We start from the raw sequence: 21,798 nt of genomic DNA on the forward strand, positions 1-21,798 counted from the left end.
AGATAGTATCAACAGATTACATCTTATGTACGGTTTTCACCCTCCCTGCCTGTAATAGCATACACTACATATATCAGCTGCTTTGAGGAGACTCCTTCAATGGTTCTGAGCTACCGACCTGTAACTCAATATGATGTATTTTACCATCCCGCTTCATTTTAAAAAGAGTGGTGTTCTTCCGTTCTAAACGGCTGCCGTTAAAGGTTCCCGTGATGCTTCCCGGCTCCATTGTTTTATCAGTTGTTACGCTGATCCGGTGCTTGGTCCCGGCTTGTTCATCTTCCATAGTGATAGAAAATCCCTCCCAGTCGGCTGGAATATGGGGTCTGATATTCATCTCGTTACCGTTCTTTAGTTCCACTCCTAAAATGGATTCCAGGATAACCCGATACATCCATCCCGCCGAACCCGTATACCATGTCCACCCGCCCATTCCAGTCAGTGGAAGTTCGCTGTAAATATCCGCAGCCACGGCATAAGGCTCGACTCTATAACGATCAGCCTTCCCCTTGGGGAAACTGTGATTTACCGGCATCAGCATCCGTACAAGACGAACCGCCCGCTCATTAAATCCCTTCTCTGCAAATGCCCGTACAAGCCACAGTGCGGCATGCGTGTACTGCCCGCCGTTTTCCCTTACACCGGGAATGTATCCCTTGATATATCCGGGATTATGCTCCGTACGGTCAAAGGGGGGATTCAGCAGCCGAATGATTTCCTCTGATTCCGACACAAGATGACGATCTGCCGATTGAAGGGCCTTTAAGGCCTTATCATCGGGTGCAGCCTTCGAAATAACAGCCCAGGATTGTGCGATGGCATCGATCTTGCATTCATCACTCTCCGATGAACCCATCGGGGTACCGTCATCATAAAAAGCCCTGCGATACCAGGCACCATCCCATCCCTCCTTGTTGAGATGCTTCTTCAAGTCCTTTTGATACGCTTCATAACGCTCTACCCTTGTGTGGTCATCCCGCTTTTTGCAGATCGGTATAAAGTCCGACAAAATTTTATAGAGGAAAAATCCCAGCCATACACTTTCACCTTTCCCCTTCTCTCCCACATGATTCATACTGTCGTTCCAGTCGCCGGCTCCTATCAGCGGCAAGCCATGAGCTCCTTTGGTGAGCGAACGGTCAATAGTCAGGCAGCAATGCTCATAGAGGCTTTCCTTCCGGTGCATCACTTCCGGTTCCAGGTAGGCTTCCTGCTCGTTCTCCTCCAGCTGCCGGGCAGAAATAAAGGGCAGCTGTTCATCCAGGATGGCATGTTCTCCCGTCCGTCTGATATAAAGGGATGTTACATAAGGCAGCCACAAAAGATCATCAGAGATTCTCGTTCTTGTGCCCCTGTCTGTGGGAGGATGCCACCAGTGCAGCACATCTCCTTCCGGGAACTGGTGGGCCGCGTGCAGCAATATCTGTTCCCGGGCCAACCCCGTATCCATATAAAGAGCCGCAGAAACATCCTGCAGCTGATCACGGAATCCAAATGCTCCGCCAGACTGATAAAAGCCCGACCGTGCCCAGATGCGACAGGCAATATTCTGATACTGAAGCCACCCATTCATCATGATATCCAACTCCGGTGCAGGGGTTTGCACCTGTATGGACCCGAGCTTTTTGCGCCAAAACTGCTTAACCTCCTTAAAGGAGCTCTCCAGCAGCTCAATATCACGGTATTTTTCTACCAGCATCCGGGCTTCCTCTTCACTGGCTGTTTCGCCAAGCAGAAAATACAGATCTATTGAAGAACCGGAGTTGAGCCTGATCCTGGACTGGAACGCTCCACACTGATCAAAACCTGCACCAAAACGATGATTCAGTTCCCTCTCGTCGTACAAAGCCCTGGGGTTGGCAAGGCTGTTATTTCGGCCTATGAAATGCAGGCGATCTGCCGTTGCATCATCAAAAAGGGTGCGCGCCCCGGTGTATTGACTGGCGAAAGCAATCCGCCCGGCGAATTCATTGTTATAGAAGTTCCGTGCAAAAATAGCCTGGTGACGATCACTGTAATTGGTAATAAGGTAGTGCGAGGAATCCTCGCGGTGCACCCCCAGCACCCAGTCAAGATATCGAAATATTGAAAGCTCCTTGGCCATCAGTCCGGTATTCGAGAGCCGCAGCCGTACAATCTTGACCGGGTCGTCAACAGCGACCCATTTGGTAACCATCTGCTTTATTTCTGCAATATTGCTCTTATAGCGACTGTAACCGAATCCATGACGGATCTCATAGTGTTTGCTCCCGGGCACCGGACCCGGTGTAGGTGACCAGAAGTGTCCCAGCTCATCATCCCTGATATACAGAGCATCGCCACAGGGGTCCGTAACAGCATCGTTAGACCACGGGGTCAGCCTGTTTTCCCGGCTGTTCTGGCTCCAGCTATAGTCGGCACCACTCTCGGATGTGATACAGCCGAATTCCGAATTGGCCAGTACATTGATCCAGGGCGCCGGAGGATAGGTCAGCGTATCCGATCCCTTCTCTGACTGAAGGTGTATGACGTATTCTTTGCCGTCTTTTGAAAATCCGCCGTATCCGTTATAAAACTGAAGGTCAGAAGGCTTGCCCATGTCATGGGACGCCATTTCTCCGAGGTTTACGGGAGCATAGGCAGGCCCCTCTTCCTTCTTCTTGTGTTCTTCTTCCTTCTCCCTGAACTCGATCTTGGGCAGGCTGTTATGAATAACAACAGCAGCAACGGTATCAATAAGCACGAGGTCTTCCCTGGGAATATTATCCGAACGAAGAACAAATACTCCTCCCGTTTTATTCAGTTTCTGCCGCTCCATGGACGACTGTATACGGCTCTGGATAGCATCCTGAAGCTCATTGATATACGAGGTGGGGTGGTCGTTGATAACGACGAGATCGACATCATAGCCCTTGAGTCGCCACAACCCATGTGCCTTGAGCAGCGACTCCACTGTGCGCAAATGATTGATCTCCCGGATATGATAAACCAGAATGGGCAGGTCTCCCGATATGCCATAGGCCCACAAGGCCGACTGTGTACGGCGGTTTTGTTTCAGAATGTCCTCGTTCGCCCTCAGTTTTCTGTTTCCATAAATTAAAAAACCGGCGAGCTTTTGAAAGTAATGAGCCTGCTGACCACTGAGTCCGATATGTTCAAGTTCAACTCTCCCATAAATAGAAGCCAATTCAAAAACGCGATCCGTGGCGTAGGGATTGTCATAGCGGTTGGCCATGTGTACAGCTTCTTCCCTGCTTGTCACTTTGCCCAACCCAAAAGTAATATTCATCTTCTCGCCCGGCTGCAGCTCCACAACCCGTCGCATGCTCACGATGGGATCCGGCACATTGCCTATTTTTCCACTGAGCTGAGCTTCTGCTTCCATGACCATCGGATTTTTAAGGCTGCGTCCCCGGCCAATAAATTTTCCCCGATCGGTCTCATATTGCAGGGGCTCGGGAAGGTTCTCCAGATCATCGCTTGCCAGGGTATGCACCAGCCATACGGGCTGCGCCTCCTCACTGCGCGGCCGGCGCTTTGCAATCAGGGCATGGTGTTCTGCTATGTAGTCAGTCTGGACAAACAGGTTGGAAAAAGCCGGGTGCGCCCTGTCCGCTTCGGCCTCATTCAATACCACTTCAGCATAACTGGTGACCTCTATTCTACGCGGATGCTGTGAATAATTGGTGAGGGTTAGTTTTCGCAGTTCAATATTATCTTCCGGTGACACGCAGACTTCCATGAACGACTCGATCCATTTATCAACTCTGGCAATTTGCATTTTTCCGCTGTGGTACCACGAATCGTACCGATCGGCTTTTCGGCCCACCGGCTGATGCCCCATGGACCAGAATTCACCGTTCTGCAGATCCTTGATATAGAAGAAGAATCCATAGGGATCTTGAACACGGTCAGCTCGCCAGCGGGTCAGCCTCATGTTATCACAGGAAGAGTAGCCGGTGCCGGAATGGGTGATGACGGTTGAGTATTGCCCATTCGACAGAATATGGGTCCGCGGGGGCGTACTGTTGAGCGCCTCCTGGCCTGCATGATCAACAGATATTTCCACTTTTTGCTCTTCACCAGGCTCCAGTTCAACATCAATAGGTCTGGGCTCTTTAATAGGAATGCCCCGGGGCACCTTCTCCTGCAGTAGCACCTCGCATGATTGTACCATGGGATCCCTGTGAAAGAGATTTTGTATCATATTTCCCTTCAGCACATTGGCCATTGCGAGGAGGCTCATTGCCTGGTGGTGGGCCATGTACATCTGCACAACGGTCTTTTTTGCCTCGGAAGTGCCCTTGAGGGAACTGTAATCAATGGCTTCATAAAATCCCTTCAACCCGTACCCCCCTTCCTCTTTTAGTCTCCGCAGATTTTCCAGTGACACCTTTGGAAGTATCATCAGGGCCAGCATGGTCGCATAGGGAGTGACCACATAATCTTCGGCCAGTCCCCGGCGAAGTCCCAGGCCCGGCGCCCCAAATGCCCGGTACTGGTAATTCAGGTCCAGATTGAGCACTCCGTATCCGCTTTCAGAGAATCCCCACGGTTTCCGGCGAGAATCTCCATAATTTTTTTGCCAGACAACCACGTTTTCGTAGGTATTGCTCAACAGGGTTTCCTCAGTCTGAGTCATGAACAAGACAGGCATCAGGTACTCAAACATGGTCCCGCCCCAGGAAAGCAGAATCTCATTCCGGTCAATACTTGTAAGGCGCCGACTCAGTCGGAACCAGTGCTTGGGCGGTACATCGCCCTTAGCAATGGCAATATATGATGCCAGGCGGGCTTCTGTGGCCAGCTGGTCATACGTACTGCTGTCGAGTGAGGCGCGATCCAGGTTATACCCGATGCTGAACAGATCCCGATCATCAAAATAAAGCATACTGAAGTCGGTTTCTTCAACCATCTGATTGCACCAGCCAGCGAGTTCAACAGCCCGGTGAATCCAGTCCCCGGAAGGCAGCTGTTGGTCCACCTCGCTTATGGTCAGTTCTGCACTCGCAGACTGACCGCCCTGCGATTTCAATCCATTTTTACATTTTTTGATCTCATCCAGCTGAGCGTTGAGCTGGATGAGCGGCTGCCGATACCAGTGCTGCAATGCCTCAAACTCCGCATCCTCCATTACTGCTTGCAGGGGGGTGATGTCAACCTCCACGATCTCTTTAGCGATGGTTTGCAGCCTCTGTAAGGCATCCAGCCATCCCTGAATATCCTCTGGTGATGAACCGGGAATCATTTTCTTGAACTCTCCGATCAACACGGAAAGCTCCGTACTTAAATCCTTGGTTCCTTTCTCCCGACTCTCAAGCTCCTGTGTCAATTCTTCCAGTACCCGGGCCGTATCGCGAAGCCCGTTCCAACCGTTCTCGTCAAGCCACTTCTTTTCGCCCAGTCGAAGCAGACCCTGCTTTACAATCACCAGGGAAGCCGCCAGGTTTCCTGAGTCAACAGTCGAAATATACCGGGGGTTCAATACCTGCCCCTGCAGGGTGCTGTACCAGTTAAAAAAATGCCCTTTATGCCTGTCGAGCAATTTCATGGAACCGAGCATGTTACCCAGCCGGTCCAGCAGCTCACTGATCGTAATGTAGCCAAATTCATAAGCCGTATAGGTCGCCACCAGCGCCAGTCCCATATTGGTCGGGGAGGTACGGCTCACAGCACCGATATAAGGCTCTTCCTGAAAATTATCGGGGGGCAGCCATGAGTGATCCTCGTTCACGTATTTTTCAAAATAGTGCCAGGTTTGACGTGCATATATCCGCAGCTCCTTGATCTCATCCGCGCTAAATGACGTTTCCTCGGTTTTGTGCCGCTGGCTGATACTATACGCAAGAGCCGGAGCTGCCATCCAGCTCACTGCAAAGGGTGCTACCAGGATTAATATGATCGGCTTGTAGATCCAGACAAGCACAATACAAAGTATACTCCAGGCGATATTTATCCACATTTTTTCCCAGTACGTCCTGAAGTCGCCCCGCGATTCCCGCTCTACCTGTGAGGCCGAGGTCCATTCCAGCAGTTTGTTCTTTGAAACAAACATCCTCCAGAGTGTCCTGGAGATGGCATCCACTGCCACATAGGCCTGGTGAGGCATAAACAGGAACGTGGTTATCGCCTGTACGGTATTGATCTTGATATCATCCCGTATCTTTTCGAGGTAGAGCTTCCACTGGACCCGTACGGGCCGACGGAATATCTCCATGGTAAATGAAGAGTAGATTGGAAAAGCGGTAATACCCAACGCAGCTGCCGTCCATATTAACGGAGACCCCGGCAGCAAAAACCAGCCGGCAAGCAGAAACAAGAGTAAAAAAAGCGGATTCAGGGAGCGGCGCAGATTATCAAAGACCTTCCACCGGGATACCTTGTTAATGGGGTTGCCCTCTTTTTCCTGACGACCCGAGGGTACCTTTTTAAAAATCCAGTACAGGATCTGCCAGTCGCCCCGTATCCAACGGTGGTTTCTTTTCGAATAATTAAGGTAGTTGGTCGGATAGTCGTCAAAAAATTCAATATCGCTAAGCAGAGCCGTTCTCAAGTAGGTGCTTTCCAGCAGGTCATGCGAGAGTACCGTATTGTCCGGGAATCGTTCACGAAGCAGGCGGTCAAAAAGATCGACATCATAAAGTCCCTTTCCCGTAAACACCCCTTCCCCAAAAAAATCCTGATAGACATCGGATACCGCCGTGGTATATGGATCGATCCCGACATTGCCTGAAAAGATTTTAGCAAACATGGACCTGTTCGCCGACTTCGGAGTGATAGATATACGGGGCTGGAAAATGCCATAACCCCGAACAACTTTCTCATGCTCTTCATCCACTTCGGCCCTGTTAAGCGGGTGCCCGGCCGTACTTATAAGCTTGAGAGCACTGCCGGGGGGCATCTGTGTGTCCGCATCCAGCGTAATAACATAACGGACCGGAACTTTCTGGATGGATTCCAGGAAATCGCCGCTGATGGTGGTGTAGGTTGTGGATGCATCGGGGTTCTTCAGCAGTTCATTGAGCTCCTCGAGTTTGCCCCTCTTTCGTTCCCAGCCCATCCACCGCTCCTGATTTTCATTCCATTTGCGCTTGCGGTGGAGCAGGTAAAATTTATCCCCGTAGTTGCTGTCGTACCTCGCATTCAGATTTTGCACTTCTTCGACAGCCGCCTCAAGAATAGCATCATCACCGGCTGTTGTTTCCTGCGCAGCATCGGTAAAATCTGAAAGCAGGGCAAACTGAAGACTTCGATTGGGATTGGCCAGCGCCCGGATTTCCAGGGATTCAAACTGGGCGCGGACATCCTCGGGTGAGCTAAATAATGTGGGCACGACCACCATGGTGCGTAATTCATCCCGTATGTCGCCGGTGATCTTCAACTTCGGCATTATCCTTGGGGGCAACAGTAGTGAAAGCAACCGGTTGACGGAGACTACGGCAAGATCCAAGGCGGGTATAAGCGCGGCTCCCAGTGTTATCACAATAACCCATGTCGGCATCTGCATCAATCCCGTTGCCCATGCCACAATAGCCAGCAGAACAGCCAGACAGATCGTAATGGAACCAAAATAAACCACAGGGTGTCTTTCCGACCACCGCCTCATCCGTTCGCCCAGAGGCATGCTGTAATCAACCGCCGCGGCGAGTTCGGTAAAGCCGTCGCCTATGAGATAGTAACCGATATGAGCCGCCTTGTTATCCCTGCTGCTATCGCTCCGGCTTGCTTCTTCGGTCATAAGAAGAGCCTGTTCCGCAATTTTGGGTTCCGATTGTGAAGAGTTTGCACTAAGCTTTTCTACAATTTTGCGATAGCGATCCCGCGTATTGAAATCCATATTCGAATAATAGCCGGACGGGTCGAGTTTCAGGATACGCTCGACAATGGAGTTGTTTTCGACAAAATCCCGCCAGTCGCTTTCAGCGACCTCCCGAAGCGAGGAAATGGCATTCTGGATGCTGAGCTGCAGCCTTGACGTTCGCTGATTTGCGTTCCTAAGCTCTTGCTCCAGGGTGGTATCCCATGATTTGAACCGGTAGTCAAACCAGCTTCTTTCCGTGTCTGTCAGCATTCCCTGCACCTGCATCTGCTGGGCAAGCGCACACAGACAAGTTCTTTCGTCCCGCTCCTTTTCAATAAGCTCAGGCAGCTTTCGCAACAGCAGTCCCGGCTCCTTATCCTCCTCCCCGGTAATTGTTTCGAGGAGCCTGTTGACCCGCTCCCTGACGGCCCGCTGTTCAATCAGGTCGTTGACCCGCTCTGTCAGCCGTACCAGCAACACAAGCCGAATCATGATCGGTACTCCCCACAATTCACCGATTTTAAGTGTATGCAGCTCCTGGTAAGCCTGCACAGCTATGGTTGCATTATCCCGGTCAATCACATTGTCGCTCACCGTGGCAAGGACCTGTATGAGCTCATATATCCTGGGAAACCCCCGGTATTCCCCTTCCGTCAGACGCGGCAACTTTTTATAATAGGAAGACGGCAAATCTTCCTTTATCTGAACAATCTGTTCCTGAATAATATAAAAATTGTCAATCAGCCATTCGGCGGCAGTAGACAGTTCCCTGTTTTCTTTGGCCGCCCGTGCCAGCTCCCGATATGCCTTTGTAAGTATTTCTTTTGATATCTCCAGTAAGGGATCTATCGATTCGATTGGCTTGGAGCTCAGTGTTGACTCATGGCCACCAACCAGGTTTTGAATCTCTTTTTCAAGTTGCTGTTTGTTATAGTGTACCTTTTCATCCTGCAGCATTGCGGTATCGATTTAAAGATAGTTGGCTGATTACTCCTTCTTTCGGTGTTTCTCGTCATAACCGTTACCTGAGCTCGATAATGTCTTTGGTTCCATCAGATTCCACAATCTCCATACTGGTTATCCATCCATCCGTATCTTCATCAACATATACCTGACTAGGGTTCAATATCATGCGATTCAGCCCTTCAACCCTTATATCAAGCAGATCCTCTTTGGCATTAAAGGTTAGTCCCTCCAGAACAAGCCACTCTGTCTGAGGCTGGGCACCCGATTCAGCTGAAAGAATCCTGATTTCTGCATACTCCGGCTGATCATCCTTTAAATACTTGTGCGAAAAAGAATCAAAAAATGGTTGCCAATCTTCCTTATTAATCTGTTTAATGGCCATAGTATCATCCTTACTGTGAGTTTGAACCGATGGTTTATTCTGTGATAAATTTTAAAATCATCAGCCTCATTTTTAACAGGATATACCTACTCCTTGTGAAGGCGAAACTATTACACTCAGCACACCCCGCATATGCTATTCGACGGTATTTTTGGATAAAAAATCCTCAGCACGAGTCATTATCACCGCCAAAATGTAGGCCATATCACTACACGAAGTTGGGGTTAAGTATGATACCATCTGGCCTGTAATTGTGGTATTTGTCAGGGAGAACATTAAACAGCGGCTATATCATGGATGAAAACAAAAAAAAACAGTCCCCATTTGACGCAGCAACACTGGAACACTTTCGCACCCTGCTCCAAAATAAGCGCAAGGAAGCTGTCAATGAATTGAATGCGATAGACCAGACCGTTTCCAATTTGAATGAGGCCGACGATGCCGATTATTCATCGGTTGCCCATCATCAGGGAGACGTGGGAACGGATGTAGAGGAAGAAGAAATGTACTATCAGCTGATGGAGCGGACCCAGAAGTATATCCAGCAGCTAGATGATGCCCTTGAACGAATAGACAACAACACCTACGGTATCTGTATGGCTACAGGCAAACCGATATCAAAAGAGCGGCTGGAAGCAGTGCCTCATACCCGTTACACCATTGAAGCCAAAGAGAAGGGAATGGCCGATGATCTCAAATAACAATCATAATCACCAATGACATGTCCTCCGAAAAAAGAGACCGAGACAACGTTTTTCACGAACGAATATCCATCCTCAAGGAACAGGGGTATTGCGGTTTTATGATAGACAATATCAAAAAGCACTGGGATGGCATACAGGTCACCGTGCGAAACAACAGTGGCGAAACCATTACGGCTTCCGGTGAAACCCCTGAGGAGGCCTACAGTGAAATCATTGACAGCATAGACCTTATGACTGACATGTAGTGGTAGCGCGGCGACGGATCCTATGGGGATGGGCATGCGTATAGAGCCTTAAAATAAAAAAAGCGAAGCCATCGGTATCCTTTCGCCGGTATTGACCGGTTCAAGTTCTGGGGTATATTCTCAGCCACCCTTTCACAGGCAGCACCCTCTCCGACGACTTCGCCGCTAACTACCCGAAGGCGGTTAGCTAAAACCGTAGCACACTTTTTGACCATCCTGATTGGAGTGGGACAAAAAGGAACCAGCGGCAAATTTTCCTGGTTCATTCAAGATCATACCGTAGTATCAACCCTGAACTGTGCTAATAGCAGTAAATCAGTATGTCAAAGTTTCTACATGTAGTATAACCAACCCCGGGATGCCCGTATGTAGGTAAAAAACCGTAGATGATGTAGGGATTTCCTGTATACCAGAAGGGGATGGAACTGGTGGCATGAGGTCCCGTTGCTGCACGGAAAACCTATGAGTGCTGGTTTGGCACCTCGCTGTGGTCGCGATGGCGGTCTTTATACCATAATTCTGCCGCCATAGCTATCGGTCCAACGATAAACAGGGCATAGAACGGTGCATAAACCGCTTCATTGATACGCAGAATCATTTCTACGAAAGCGATCAACACAATTACGATATATTGTCCCCACTTGCTTTGGACGGTTGTTTTGGGATCTGTAATCATGAAGAAAATGAAGAGCTGGTACATCGGCCCCGTAATGGGCGCAATTTCGGCAATATAGGGATCGCCGGTCATCCAGCTTCTAACCAGCGCGAAAGCGAGAAATGAAATGACATAAGTGGCACAAATATGAAATCGGCGCAGCCGGTAAATGGAGATGGAACCCACCACCCAGATAATCAGCATTGCCCACATATTATTACCCCACTGGATGCTCAGCACCGCAACGCTCTGCGGGGCCAGCAAGAGCATCATCACCACCCCGAAGTTGGAGGGGTTCCAGATATGGCGTCCCTTGTACCGCAGCACATATTTCGAGGCAATTGAAATCATTGCGCACAGGGCGAAAGGCCACAGCTGTGGTGAACGGATAAGAATACCGACACTGATGCCGGAGATATAGGCACTTGACAGATCACGCCATGTACCCACAATCAACCGGTGCAGCACCAGCTCGGTAGCAAAACTTGCTGTTATGGCGGTTATCAATTTGGGATAGCTTTCGAGAATGCCAAACGAAAGGTGTGCAGCCAGCAAGATACCGGTTATCAGCAGCGGCGGCGTATATTTGTGGCTGTAGCTCAAGCCCTTCAGCTTGGTCGTAAGAGTTCCCAGGCCGTTCATGATTGTTTTTTCGTTTCTTTGATGAGATGTGTCTGGCCTGTTTCAGGCTGCTCAAGGGTGTCGGTTTTCCCCGATGGCCATGCGATGACGGCATGGTCAACCTGCTCGGAGCGACCCAGGCCGAAGTGAAGTTCCCGCTGATTTTGAGCACTAAAGCCGCTGGCAGACTGCACCACCTGTACCTGGCGGTTGCCATCCCACACGACCTCAACCCGGGCCCCTATGGCGCTCCGGTTGCTCTCAACGCCTTCCAGACGGAAGCTGATCCAGCTGTGCCCCTCCCGCGCCACGGTTCTGTAGATCTTCAGCGGTCCCTTCTGGGTGGCCACAAGAACTTCAAGCGTACCATCATTATTCAGATCGGCCATGGCGACGGCACGGCTGTCCAGCTCCAGCGATCCTCCAACAGCGCCAGCCACTTCGCGAAACTTCCCGGCCCCGTCATTGAGCCATATTTTATTTTCCTGGTAGCCAGAGAGGCTGCGTCCCTCCATGTCGGGCCAGTTTTTGGCGTTCGAAATAATGGTCTGATTCCCTCCCGCCACCTTTGAGAAGTCATACCAATAATCGGTTCCCTTACGCGCAGAAACATATCCATTCGCTACATACAGGTCGAGATAGCCGTCCAGGTTCAGGTCTCCGAACTGGGCCCCGTAACTCCATCCTCCCACTTCAACGCCGAAATTACCCGCCAGATTCCGAAAAGACAGACCCCCGCTGTTGCCGGAGGTGGGAACCCAGAGGTTATTCCCCTGAATAAGAACACCCGGTTCCGAAATATTGGTCACATAGATAGACAGTTCGCCACGATTCATCACATCTCCGAAAGAAACATTCATTCCACTCTTGGGGGCAAAGCCCATGCCGGCCTTTTCACCTGCATTCACGAATCCCCGGCCCTGCCGGTTGAGGAATAATTCATCCACACCATAATCATTGGCTATGACCAGGTCGGGATAGCCCGAGCCGTCCACGTCAGCGGAAGCCGCTGCATACGACCACCGGTTACTAACCAGCCCCAGTTCATCGCTGACCTCTTCAAATTTACCGTTCCCGAGATTGTGAAAAAGAAATTTTCGGCCACCATTCTGTGCGTACTCAAAACTTTCAGGCATAATTTCCGTGGTCTCAAGGTCCCAGAGGTTTATGCTCTCATGGAAATAGCCTCCCATGAACAGGTCGAGCAAGCCATCTTGGTCGTAGTCAAACCATACGGCGGTGTTCGAATTGATCCATTCCGGGAACTCGGGTCCCAGCGATACACGGCTGAAGCCCTCCCCCTCGTCGTTGTGAAACAGCAGCGGTTTTCCCCATTTGACCACCAGCAGGTCTTCATAGCCGTCGTTGTCGTAATCCGCCCATACCGAACTCATGGACACACCTGTCTCCGCAGTGTTGACCCCGGCGACCCCCATCGCCCCGGCCACATCCTCAAATTGCCCGTCTCCCAGATTCTTGTACAATGCGTTGGAGGTGCCGCGTGCACTGTTTGTAACATAAAAATCCTGCAAACCGTCGTTATTGAAGTCAGCAACAGACACCGAAGCTCCCACAGATGCTATTTGCGGCATGATGTGATCCAGCTGCTTGTCGAGCGACGGAGCCCGGTGAACAAAGTCAACCCCCCATTCTTCCGTCACATCCTCGAGGTAGAAGCCATATTGATCCAGCGCATTCTGACGATCCAGGGCCAAACCCGACCGGCCCGTCCACTGCTCATAATTAGACAGGATTAAAGGGGTAGCCAGCAGTACCGCAAAAAACAGGGCCAATAATATTTTATTTCTCTTTCTTACTTCCATCACATGCTAAATTACAAATCTATATCACTTGTTAAACTGTAAAGCAGTATTATAATTCCGCGGCGTCACATACCGGGTATGATAGTTTACCCAGTCCTCCTTATGCTTCTCATAGACCGGGTCTTTCCACAAAGGCCCCGGTTCTACAGCATAATTCTCCATGCCGTGATACGGCAGCGGGCGTACTGTTTTGGAGTGACCGGTATTATAATCTCCATCCTTTACCCAGCCATCCCCCACGAGCACGAAGTCGCGCTCCCAGCCCTCCCCGGGCGGCTCCAGCCCCGGGAAGCGAAAAACAAGCTCATCACCCGCATTCATAATAACATACCGATCATCAATGCCATGTGTCAACTCTTTAACGTCCCCATACCGGGTATAGAACCCCACGAGGTCACGCCATTTGGGGGTTGTACCGGCAATTTGCTGGTAATCGGCCTTCGTCGGCTTGAACCGGCTGGTGTCTTCGAGCCTGGAGAATCCACGGTAGCGCAGCCGGGAGGTTTCGGCAGCCAGGTCAGTCTTCCTGATCTCACTCTGCGAAGCGCGAGTCCCCACCTGCAGCTGATCCCAGTAGATTTCCATGTTCGTATACAGACGTACCTTCCGCTCGGTACCAGGTACAAATATCCCATTCAGGTTGACCAGCATGGTTTTATTTTTACCGGCCGGGAAGCCGACATTCTGGTGGGCGACTTTCCATCCTCCCTCGCCGTCGGGCACTTCCACCCGGATACCGTGGGGCGGCCCCTGCTTATTCTGGCTGAGAGCGATGTTTACCGAGGTATCCGTTGGATAAATCCATCCCGAGGCAATCAGCCACTCACGGCCGTTCTCAGAAAGTCGATCCCCCAGGTTCACCTGGATGTAATGCTCGTCAGCGAGCCCCTGATAAGAAGTCAGCGGCAGTGAATCCACGTACTTCCCGTCCTGCTCCCTAATCAAGGGGGATAGATCCTTTCCCCGGCTGTTGCTGGCCGATACGACCGGTTGAACATCTTCCATCACATAGAGCTCCTGTTCGGGAGCGGGCAACGCAAAGCGTTCATCGACAAACACTTCCATGTTTTTCGGATGATCAACCGCCATCAGGGATACATGATCAAAAAAGTGCGTCTCCCACAGGTCTGCGGTAATCCGCACATCATAATAGCCGTTGCGCGGTTGCAGCTGACTCCCTTCCAGCTTGACCCAGTCAATGCTGTGAATGACATTGGCCTTGCCCTGTGCGTTGATGCGGAGTCCCAGGGCGGTTCGCCACAGGAAATCGGTCACAAATTCCATCTCCTCACCATTGTAGGTAAAAATCCATGGACAAGAACCCTTAAGAATTTGCTCATTCATAATTTTGGATTCATATCCCAACTCCGCAAATTCAGCCTGTGTAGAACCGTTGGGCCAGGTAATGCGCACCATGGCTGCTTCTTCATAGCTGCCCAGCCCGAAATGAACCCACGGCTGACGAATGGGCTGCTTCGTGTATTGCAGTCCCGAGCGGCTTTCAATCTCACCGCCGATTCCAAACGAATTGATTCGCTGATCACCCAGCGGTCCCGATGCACGGGGACGCAATACCCGGGCCCGGTAGCCCTTGGTTCCTGTGTTCTGCAGCATGACCGGGTCCTGTTTGTTATTCAGGCCCGTCAGATCCAGACGTGCATCCCCATTCATATCCGCCATGCCCATAACCTCCACATTCAACAGATGCGGGCCGGCAGTGAAATTCATATTTTCGTCCGACAACCAGTATGAGCTGGTACCGCCGGCAGATGCCAGCACATCCAATGCCCCGTTGTTGTCCAGGTCAGACACAAAAAGCCGGGCCCCGGAGGAGTCTGCCGTCAATGTATCCGGTATTGTCAATACCTGTCTGCTTTGCCACTGCATGGTAGAATCGGCAAGGCCTGTGCTGTGGATGGCCTGCTGCTGCCAGCTAAGCAGCTCAAAGTAGCCGTCGGCATCAATATCCCCGTAGTCCAGCGCATAGACCGGTGGATCTATATTGAAAGAGGTATCCTTTTCAAATTCCCCTGCTCGTTCGTTGCTGTAATAGTGCACCGACCCGTCTTCGGACAGAAGCACGGGGTCGGGATCCCCGTCCTGGTCAAAGTCTGCCCATAAAAAATCGCGTACCTTCCGGACCTCCTCGAAGTATGGATAAACATCAAACGTCCCATCTCCATTATTTCTGAGCACCCGGGCCGTTCCCTGGACCGGGGCCAGCAGCAGATCCAGGTCCCCATCCAGGTCGATATCGTTTGCCCAGGCCCCATGGTACTTCCCGCTGAGCACCTCGGACGGCAGGGTCAGATCCGCCGATACATCTATGAATGTAGAATCGTCCTGCAACCGATACAAGCGAAATCCTCCCGGACCGGCAAAAGCCAGATCATTCAAAAAGTCATAATCGTAGTCTATGGTAGCTACAGCATGAGCAGAAACAGGGTCAGAACCGGATCCTCCGGGAAAGGCCAGCTGCATCGTATCATTGACCATCGCCTGCGCCCCGCTCACCACGACCGTACTGGCCGTCTCCTCGTCGGCGAACCCGGCAGGTTTAAACAGGCGTACATCCTCTCCGTACTTGTGGCCGGAATCACGAAAAGCCATCTGTTCATCGCTTGGCGCCGCCCGGTGCTCAGGAGTGGGCAGCCATACAAAACGATCCATCAGGAACCCCACCTGGTTAACCGGAAGCTGTACCCTGGCCAAGTCGTGCTGGAAACGCGGCAGCTGGTTCAGATTGTTTCGCAAGAAGGCCAGCTCGAAGGTGATATTCTTGCCTTCTTTCTGTAGAATAGCCTTCTTCTGATCTTCAAACTGCCGCCGAATCTGATCTGGCCAGTGTTGTGATTCAGCCTCCAGGTTCTCCAACGCCTGCTCCACGGTCGCCAGATCCTCCCACTTGGCCGCTGTTCGAACGACCTCGAGAAGCACCGCCAGGTTGCCAGGGTCTTCCTGGAGAATGAGATTAAGACGCTTTCTTATCTCCCCGCTGTTTCCCGACGGATCCTGGCGTTCCAGTTCTTCAACCAGCGCAAATTGCATTTGCAGGTCGGAGGAATTCAAAGCCACCGCCCTGCTGAGATGTTCAAGGGCCTCGTCAATATTACCTTTTCTACTTTCCAGAATTCCCGCCAAAAAGTGAAGGTCTGCATTTTCCGGGGCAAGCTCCACGGCCTTGTTCATTCGTGTTGTTGCCAGCTCAAAATTTCCCTGGCGCATGGCAAATACACTCAAATTGCCCCAGACTGCCGGTTCATCCGGATAAGCCTCAGAAACTTTCTGCATCTTGTCAACAGCAAACAGGGCCTGGTCAGACTGTATCGCCGCCAGGCTGATATAAAAATCCGCGACTGCCTGCCGATACTGCTCCGAGGTGGTATCAACATCGGCTTTGGACGAGCGCTGTGAACAGGAACCCAAGACAAGCATGAACAGGGCAGCACCCAGCCAGTACATTCCAATGCCCTGCTTCTGAAATCCTGAAATCGTAATCATCTTAAAAAAATAGTACCAACTTTTAACTCATTGACATTGCAATTACCTCTGATGCACCACCTGGCATATCTGAAATACAAATCCTTGCGACGATCTTCAGCCCGAATAAAATACCAATAATTAATCAAATAAGCCGGATGGGAAAATACTTTTCATGCAAACAAATGCAACTTATTTATCTAAAGGTGAAAATTATTTGAAATAAATAAAAATGAAATGCTTATTACAGGTGATTAAAACTATTACCTAATTTAACTTTATTGTACTGGTATTGTGAAAATAACCCTGAAAGACATCGCGGAGGAAACCGGCTATTCTATCTCAACCGTTTCGCGGGTATTAAATGGCTCTGACAAGATAAGCAAACAGGCGCGGCGTGAAATTTACCGGACCGCCAAAAAATTAAAATACCCCGTCTACCGGACCCTCGACGGAAAGAAGATTATCGATTCTCTAAAGATCCTTTTTATTGTCACTGGTTTTCACGAGGGAGCCTTTTACTCCTCCCTCTTTTACGGGATGAACAGGGCCGCTGAAAAGTACAATGCACAAATATCGTTTGTTTTTTTAAACAAGCCCTTTAAAGAAATTCTGAAGAAAATAAGGAACGTGGAAAAAGACAAGTTTGAGGGACTCGTCCTTTTTGCCCCTGAATTTCAAAAAGAGCATTATCAGCAGATTAAAGAGGAAGTGCCCGACAAGTTTCCCGTAATCTCCAATGGACTCATTGAAAACCCTGTGGTATCAACCGTCACCTTTGATGGGTACAGCGGAGGTTTTCTGGCCGGCGAGCATTTTAAGAAAAAGGGCTACGCCAGATGTGGCATAATACGCGGCCCCCTGGAGAAGACAGAGGCCCGCTATCGCTCCAACGGCTTCAAGGACTTTATTAACCGGAATGACGATATGGAACTTCTTTGGAGTTATAACGGGGACTTCACTTTTGAGTCCGGGGTTCAGGCTTTTCAACAATTTGAAGAAGAACCCCAGAAACCCCGTGCCATTTTCGCAAGTAATGACGATATGGGACATGCTTTCCTTGAGGAAGCCCTTGACAGGGGATACAAAGTTCCTGAAGAGCTGGCTTTAATCAGTTTCGACGACTTGCCGATCTGTCAGCGCCACCGGCCTACCATTTCCTCCATTCATACGGATTATGAAAAGCTCGGACTTGTTACCATAGAAAAAATGAAAGAACTGCTTGCCAATCCGGAACAGCAGGATGGCATTCTCAGCCTGGTCCCCGTTCATCTAAACGCCCGGGGCTCCTCTTGATCATGGATGTTCCACAAGCCAATCTTCATGCGCATTTTTTTTAAAACAGAAACACTCGATATAATCAAAAAAAACAAGGGATTAAAAGTCATTTCCTGCAAACAATAATACTTTTTGGGATACGTATTATTGCCTTCTTATTAAGAGGAGACAGATTCATATAACTCTAATCATTTTCGTATATTTGGCTACAGAAATTTTTTTGTTCTTTTTGCACAAAAATGGAGCGGCTCCAGGGCTTTGGTTGGGAAAACGGGATAAAGGCTAAGGCCTGTCAACAGTGAGGACAACGCAGCCACGCTATTTGAGATTGTTTATCCCGGGGACACAGGCTATTTCTCCAGATCAGCGCACCCGGCCACTGGAAGCCCGCCTCATATTCACACAAGACCTGAATCGGCTGTGTCCTGCACAGAAATTGCAAACCAGAATTTAACAATTATTTAATTAAATTAGTTATTTAAATAACATATATTTATTTATTTTAATAGCCATATTATAAATAGAATATAAATTATTAATAAATAATACTGACTTTACGCTTTGAAAGTAACACTTAAAGATATTGCTGAAGACACCGGTTATTCCATATCAACCGTTTCACGCGTTCTCAATGGTTTTGACACTAATCCTGACACCAAGAAAACCATCCTCAAGAGTGCACGGAAACTCAATTATCCGATCCAAAATTTTGACAAGGGATTGAATTCCGAGGAACTGCTGGATATTCTCCTGATTACGGGTATTGAAGTAGGAGAATTCTATGCTTCTTTTTTCGACGGATTAAACAAGGCTGCATCCCGCCAGAATGTCCGCTTGAGCCTTTCCAGCCTGGAAGACCGTATTCCCAGAATCGAGGATATCGCCAAAAAGATCGAAGAGGAAGATTTTGATGGCCTTATCATCAATGTCCCCCGCTTTTCAAAGGGGCACTACCAGGAGCTGAAGGAGGTTCTTCCGGAAGATTTCCCGGTTATCTCCAATGAAATTCTTGACAATCCAATCTTTGAGACCGTGGGATTTGATAATTACGGAGGGGGACAACTCGTAGCCCGGCACTTCAAAGAGCGGGGCTATACAAGCTGTGGTATTATTCACGGACCCAGTGAAAAAAATGTTTCTCGCCAGCGGGCCCATGGATTCATTGATTATGTTTCGCAGCAGGACGATATGAAACTACGCTGGCAGTTCGAGGGAGATTTCAGTTTTGAGTCGGGTATCCGCGCCTTTGATGATTTCAACAAGATGGATTCTCCACCCCGGGCTGTTTTCTCCGGAAATGACAATATGTGTCAGGGTTTTATGCAGCAGGCCATGGTGGAACAACTCTCCTTTCCCGATGACATCGCCATTGTAGGCTTTGATGACTTGCCCATATGCTCACGCCATCGACCGAAGATCTCGTCAATCCATACCAATTACGAACACCTGGGCACCGTTTCCATACAAAAAATGAAGACCCTGCTGGGCAATACCAACCACCCGGGCAGGATGCTGAACCTGGTTCCGACAACCCTCATGGTTCGCGAGTCCTCCTGACTGTTCTTTAATATTGACAGCTGATCAGCGCATCCATCCCGAAGGCATGCGCTGGTCACTGTATCAACAGCTCCGTTTCGAGCACATCCCTTGCGTTGGTTCCGACAAATATTTTAAAACGCCCTGGTTCCACCACCTTTTTCAGTTCCTGGTTGTAAAAGGAAAAATCTTCGCCGGTCAAGGTAAATGAGACCGTTTTCTCCTGGCCCGGCTGGAGTTTTATTTTCTGGAAGGCCCGCATCTCTTTTATCGGTCGGGTTACACTTGCGGATAGATCCCGGATATACAGCTGTACAACCTCCTCCCCCTCCCGTTTTCCCGTATTTTCAACTTCCACCCGTATGTGCAAGCTGTCATCGGGCCTCATTGTTTGACGGCTTAGCTGCAGCCCCCCATAATCGAAGGACGTATAGCTCAACCCGTAGCCAAAGGGATAGAGCGGCGAATTCTCAACATCAATGTACTTGGAGGTATACTTCTGATCGGTCATCGGCCGACCGGTATTCTTATGATTATAGTAATACGGAACCTGTCCCACGGCCCGGGGAAAGGTAACAGGCAGCTTTCCCGAAGGATTGTCGTCGCCGAACAGAATATCAGCTATTGCATGCCCCCCTTCGGTTCCCAGGAACCAGGTCTCCAGGATTGCCGGAATATGCTGGTCGGCCCAGGTTATCGTGAGGGGCCGTCCATTCATCATGACAAAGACCACAGGCGTTCCGGTCGCATGAATTTGCTCGAGCAGCTCCTGCTGCACCCCCGGAAGGTCGAGGGTAGCCCGGCTCGCTGCTTCTCCGCTCATCAATGCCTCCTCGCCCAGCACCACTATCGCGACCTCCGCCTGCTCTGCCGCCTGCACGGCTTCATCAAACTGATCTGCAGAGGTCCCGGTTATATCACTACCTCTCCTGTAGTGGATAGCCGTTTCACCGCCGAGCTTTTGCCTGATGCCCTCCAGCACAGTGACATTATCATCTGCATCGCCCGCGGCGGACCAGGATCCCAGCAGCTCCTGCTGGTTGTCGGCCAGCGGACCAATGACCGCCAGCTCGGAGATATCCCGGGACAGCGGAAGCAGGTTATTTTCATTTTTCAGCAGCACAACCGACTCCCGGGCCACTTTCCGGGCCAGTTCCCGATTCCGGGCACTCAGCAGCTCCTTGTCCTCACGATCAGCATCACTGTACCGATAAGGATCCTGGAACAGTCCAAGCTCATATTTTAGCCTCAGGATACGGCGTACGGACCGATCCACCTGTTCTTCTGATATTCTGCCCTCTTCTACCAAGCGAGGCAGTTCCTTAAGATACAATCCACTCTGCATATCCATGTCTACGTTTGCATTCATGGCCATTTCCACCGCCGCTGTCTCACCGGCCGCGGCTCCGTGAGCAATCATCTCGGGAATAGAGGTATAATCGGTTACCACGAAGCCTTCGAAATTCCAGGCATCTCGCAAAATGGTGTTGAAAAGATACTGGCTGCCCGTAGCAGGCACTCCGTTGTACTCGTTGAAAGCTGTCATAAAGGTGCCAACACCTGCATCCAGTGCTGCTTTGAAGGGGGGCAAATAGACCTCCCAGAGCCGCTGATTTGACATATTCACGGTGTTGTAATCCCTTCCTCCTTCTGCAGCACCATAGGCCGCGAAATGTTTGGCTGTGGCCAAGATGGTTTCGGGATTTTCAAGGTCCTCGCCCTGGAATCCACGAACCCGTTCTTCTGCAAAACGCACATTCAGATAGGGATCTTCTCCTGCACTTTCCGCGATGCGTCCCCAGCGGGGGTCGCGCGAGACATCCACCATGGGGGCAAAAGTCCAGTGCAGGCCTGCAGCGGCGGCTTCCCGGGCCGCTGTTTGTGCCGACCTCCGGGCCAAATCAGGATCCCAGCTCGCCGCCTCGGCCAGGGGAATCGGAAATATTGTTCGAAAACCATGAATCACATCATATCCGAAAAGCAGGGGGATGCCCAGGCGGCTGTTCTCAACGGCCATTTTCTGCAGCTTCCGGGTATAGTCGGCACCGTAGGCATTAAAAATAGCCCCGGTCCTGCCCTCATTAATGAGTTTCCTGTAGTCATCCCGCATCGTCGGGCCTGTAGTCGTCAGGTCACTGGTAAACAGGGTAAGCTGTCCGATTTTCTCCTCCAGGGTCATCCGATCCAGTAACGAGTCGACCCTGGCATCGATCCCGGGTCCCGCCTCTGCAGCAACCTGCTGGCCCCGTGAGGGCGACAGCAGTAAAAGCAAAAGAAACAGCACCGTATGTACAGCAGAAATCAGGATTTTATTTATTGTAATCATCT

10 protein-coding genes are annotated in these 21,798 nt (G+C 50.3%); 4 read left to right on the plus strand and 6 right to left on the minus strand.

Features of this window, described 5'->3' with window-relative positions; genetic code table 11:
* Positions 1–73: 73 nt before the first annotated feature.
* Both FN808_RS09780 and FN808_RS09785 read right to left on the minus strand, forming a co-directional pair.
* Positions 74–8,737, minus strand: coding sequence for a glycoside hydrolase family 94 protein (locus FN808_RS09780; protein ID WP_142714394.1), 8,664 nt, complete (start codon positions 8,735–8,737; stop codon positions 74–76).
* Positions 8,738–8,801: 64 nt separating this feature from the next.
* Positions 8,802–9,128 carry a DUF5335 family protein gene (locus FN808_RS09785; protein WP_142714395.1) on the minus strand — a complete coding sequence of 109 codons (327 nt, stop codon included), beginning with the start codon at positions 9,126–9,128 and terminating at the stop codon, positions 8,802–8,804.
* Between the two features lie 293 nt (positions 9,129–9,421).
* Between FN808_RS09785 and FN808_RS19240 the strand changes: the two genes are divergently transcribed.
* A complete protein-coding gene (locus FN808_RS19240) occupies positions 9,422–9,829 on the plus strand; it encodes a TraR/DksA family transcriptional regulator (protein WP_142714396.1) in 408 nt (135 codons plus the stop codon).
* A gap of 20 nt (positions 9,830–9,849) precedes the next feature.
* Positions 9,850–10,077, plus strand: coding sequence for a hypothetical protein (locus FN808_RS09795; RefSeq protein ID WP_142714397.1), 228 nt, complete (start codon positions 9,850–9,852; stop codon positions 10,075–10,077).
* A 460-nt stretch (positions 10,078–10,537) separates the two neighbouring features.
* Here FN808_RS09795 and FN808_RS09800 read toward each other — a convergent pair whose 3' ends face one another.
* The 3 genes from FN808_RS09800 to FN808_RS09810 are packed head-to-tail and all read right to left on the minus strand — an operon-like array spanning position 10,538 to position 16,677.
* Positions 10,538–11,374 (minus strand): RnfABCDGE type electron transport complex subunit D, encoded by an 837-nt coding sequence (locus tag FN808_RS09800; protein ID WP_142714398.1) that lies wholly within the window; start codon positions 11,372–11,374, stop codon positions 10,538–10,540.
* A complete protein-coding gene (locus FN808_RS09805; protein WP_142714399.1) occupies positions 11,371–13,176 on the minus strand; it encodes a CRTAC1 family protein in 1,806 nt (601 codons plus the stop codon). The genes FN808_RS09800 and FN808_RS09805 overlap by 4 nt, the downstream gene beginning before the upstream one ends.
* A gap of 24 nt (positions 13,177–13,200) precedes the next feature.
* Positions 13,201–16,677, minus strand: coding sequence for a CRTAC1 family protein (locus FN808_RS09810; RefSeq protein ID WP_142714400.1), 3,477 nt, complete (start codon positions 16,675–16,677; stop codon positions 13,201–13,203).
* A gap of 273 nt (positions 16,678–16,950) precedes the next feature.
* Here FN808_RS09810 and FN808_RS09815 point away from each other — a divergent pair, with 273 nt between their 5' ends.
* On the plus strand, positions 16,951–17,952 hold the full coding sequence (locus FN808_RS09815; RefSeq protein ID WP_142714401.1) for a LacI family DNA-binding transcriptional regulator: 1,002 nt from the start codon (positions 16,951–16,953) through the stop codon (positions 17,950–17,952).
* 543 nt (positions 17,953–18,495) lie between these two features.
* Positions 18,496–19,491 carry a LacI family DNA-binding transcriptional regulator gene (locus FN808_RS09820; protein WP_142714402.1) on the plus strand — a complete coding sequence of 332 codons (996 nt, stop codon included), beginning with the start codon at positions 18,496–18,498 and terminating at the stop codon, positions 19,489–19,491.
* 55 nt (positions 19,492–19,546) lie between these two features.
* On the opposite strand, the gene bglX is transcribed toward FN808_RS09820, so the two are convergent.
* Positions 19,547–21,796: a beta-glucosidase BglX gene (bglX, locus tag FN808_RS09825; RefSeq protein ID WP_142714403.1), complete on the minus strand. Its 2,250-nt coding sequence runs from the start codon at positions 21,794–21,796 to the stop codon at positions 19,547–19,549.
* Positions 21,797–21,798 lie beyond the last annotated feature (2 nt).

It is taken from the genome of Fodinibius sediminis, assembly GCF_900182555.1.
Classification (GTDB): Bacteria; Bacteroidota; Rhodothermia; order Balneolales; family Balneolaceae; genus Fodinibius; species Fodinibius sediminis.

Coding starts and splice junctions, on each gene's coding strand:
- FN808_RS09785 (WP_142714395.1), bottom strand. CDS start 9,128: ATGGCCATTAAACAGATTAATAAGGAAGATTGGCAACCATTTTTTGAT.
- FN808_RS19240 (WP_142714396.1), top strand. CDS start 9,422: ATGGATGAAAACAAAAAAAAACAGTCCCCATTTGACGCAGCAACACTG.
- bglX (WP_142714403.1), bottom strand. CDS start 21,796: ATGATTACAATAAATAAAATCCTGATTTCTGCTGTACATACGGTGCTG.
- FN808_RS09800 (WP_142714398.1), bottom strand. CDS start 11,374: ATGAACGGCCTGGGAACTCTTACGACCAAGCTGAAGGGCTTGAGCTAC.
- FN808_RS09810 (WP_142714400.1), bottom strand. CDS start 16,677: ATGATTACGATTTCAGGATTTCAGAAGCAGGGCATTGGAATGTACTGG.
- FN808_RS09780 (WP_142714394.1), bottom strand. CDS start 8,737: ATGCTGCAGGATGAAAAGGTACACTATAACAAACAGCAACTTGAAAAA.
- FN808_RS09805 (WP_142714399.1), bottom strand. CDS start 13,176: ATGGAAGTAAGAAAGAGAAATAAAATATTATTGGCCCTGTTTTTTGCG.
- FN808_RS09795 (WP_142714397.1), top strand. CDS start 9,850: ATGTCCTCCGAAAAAAGAGACCGAGACAACGTTTTTCACGAACGAATA.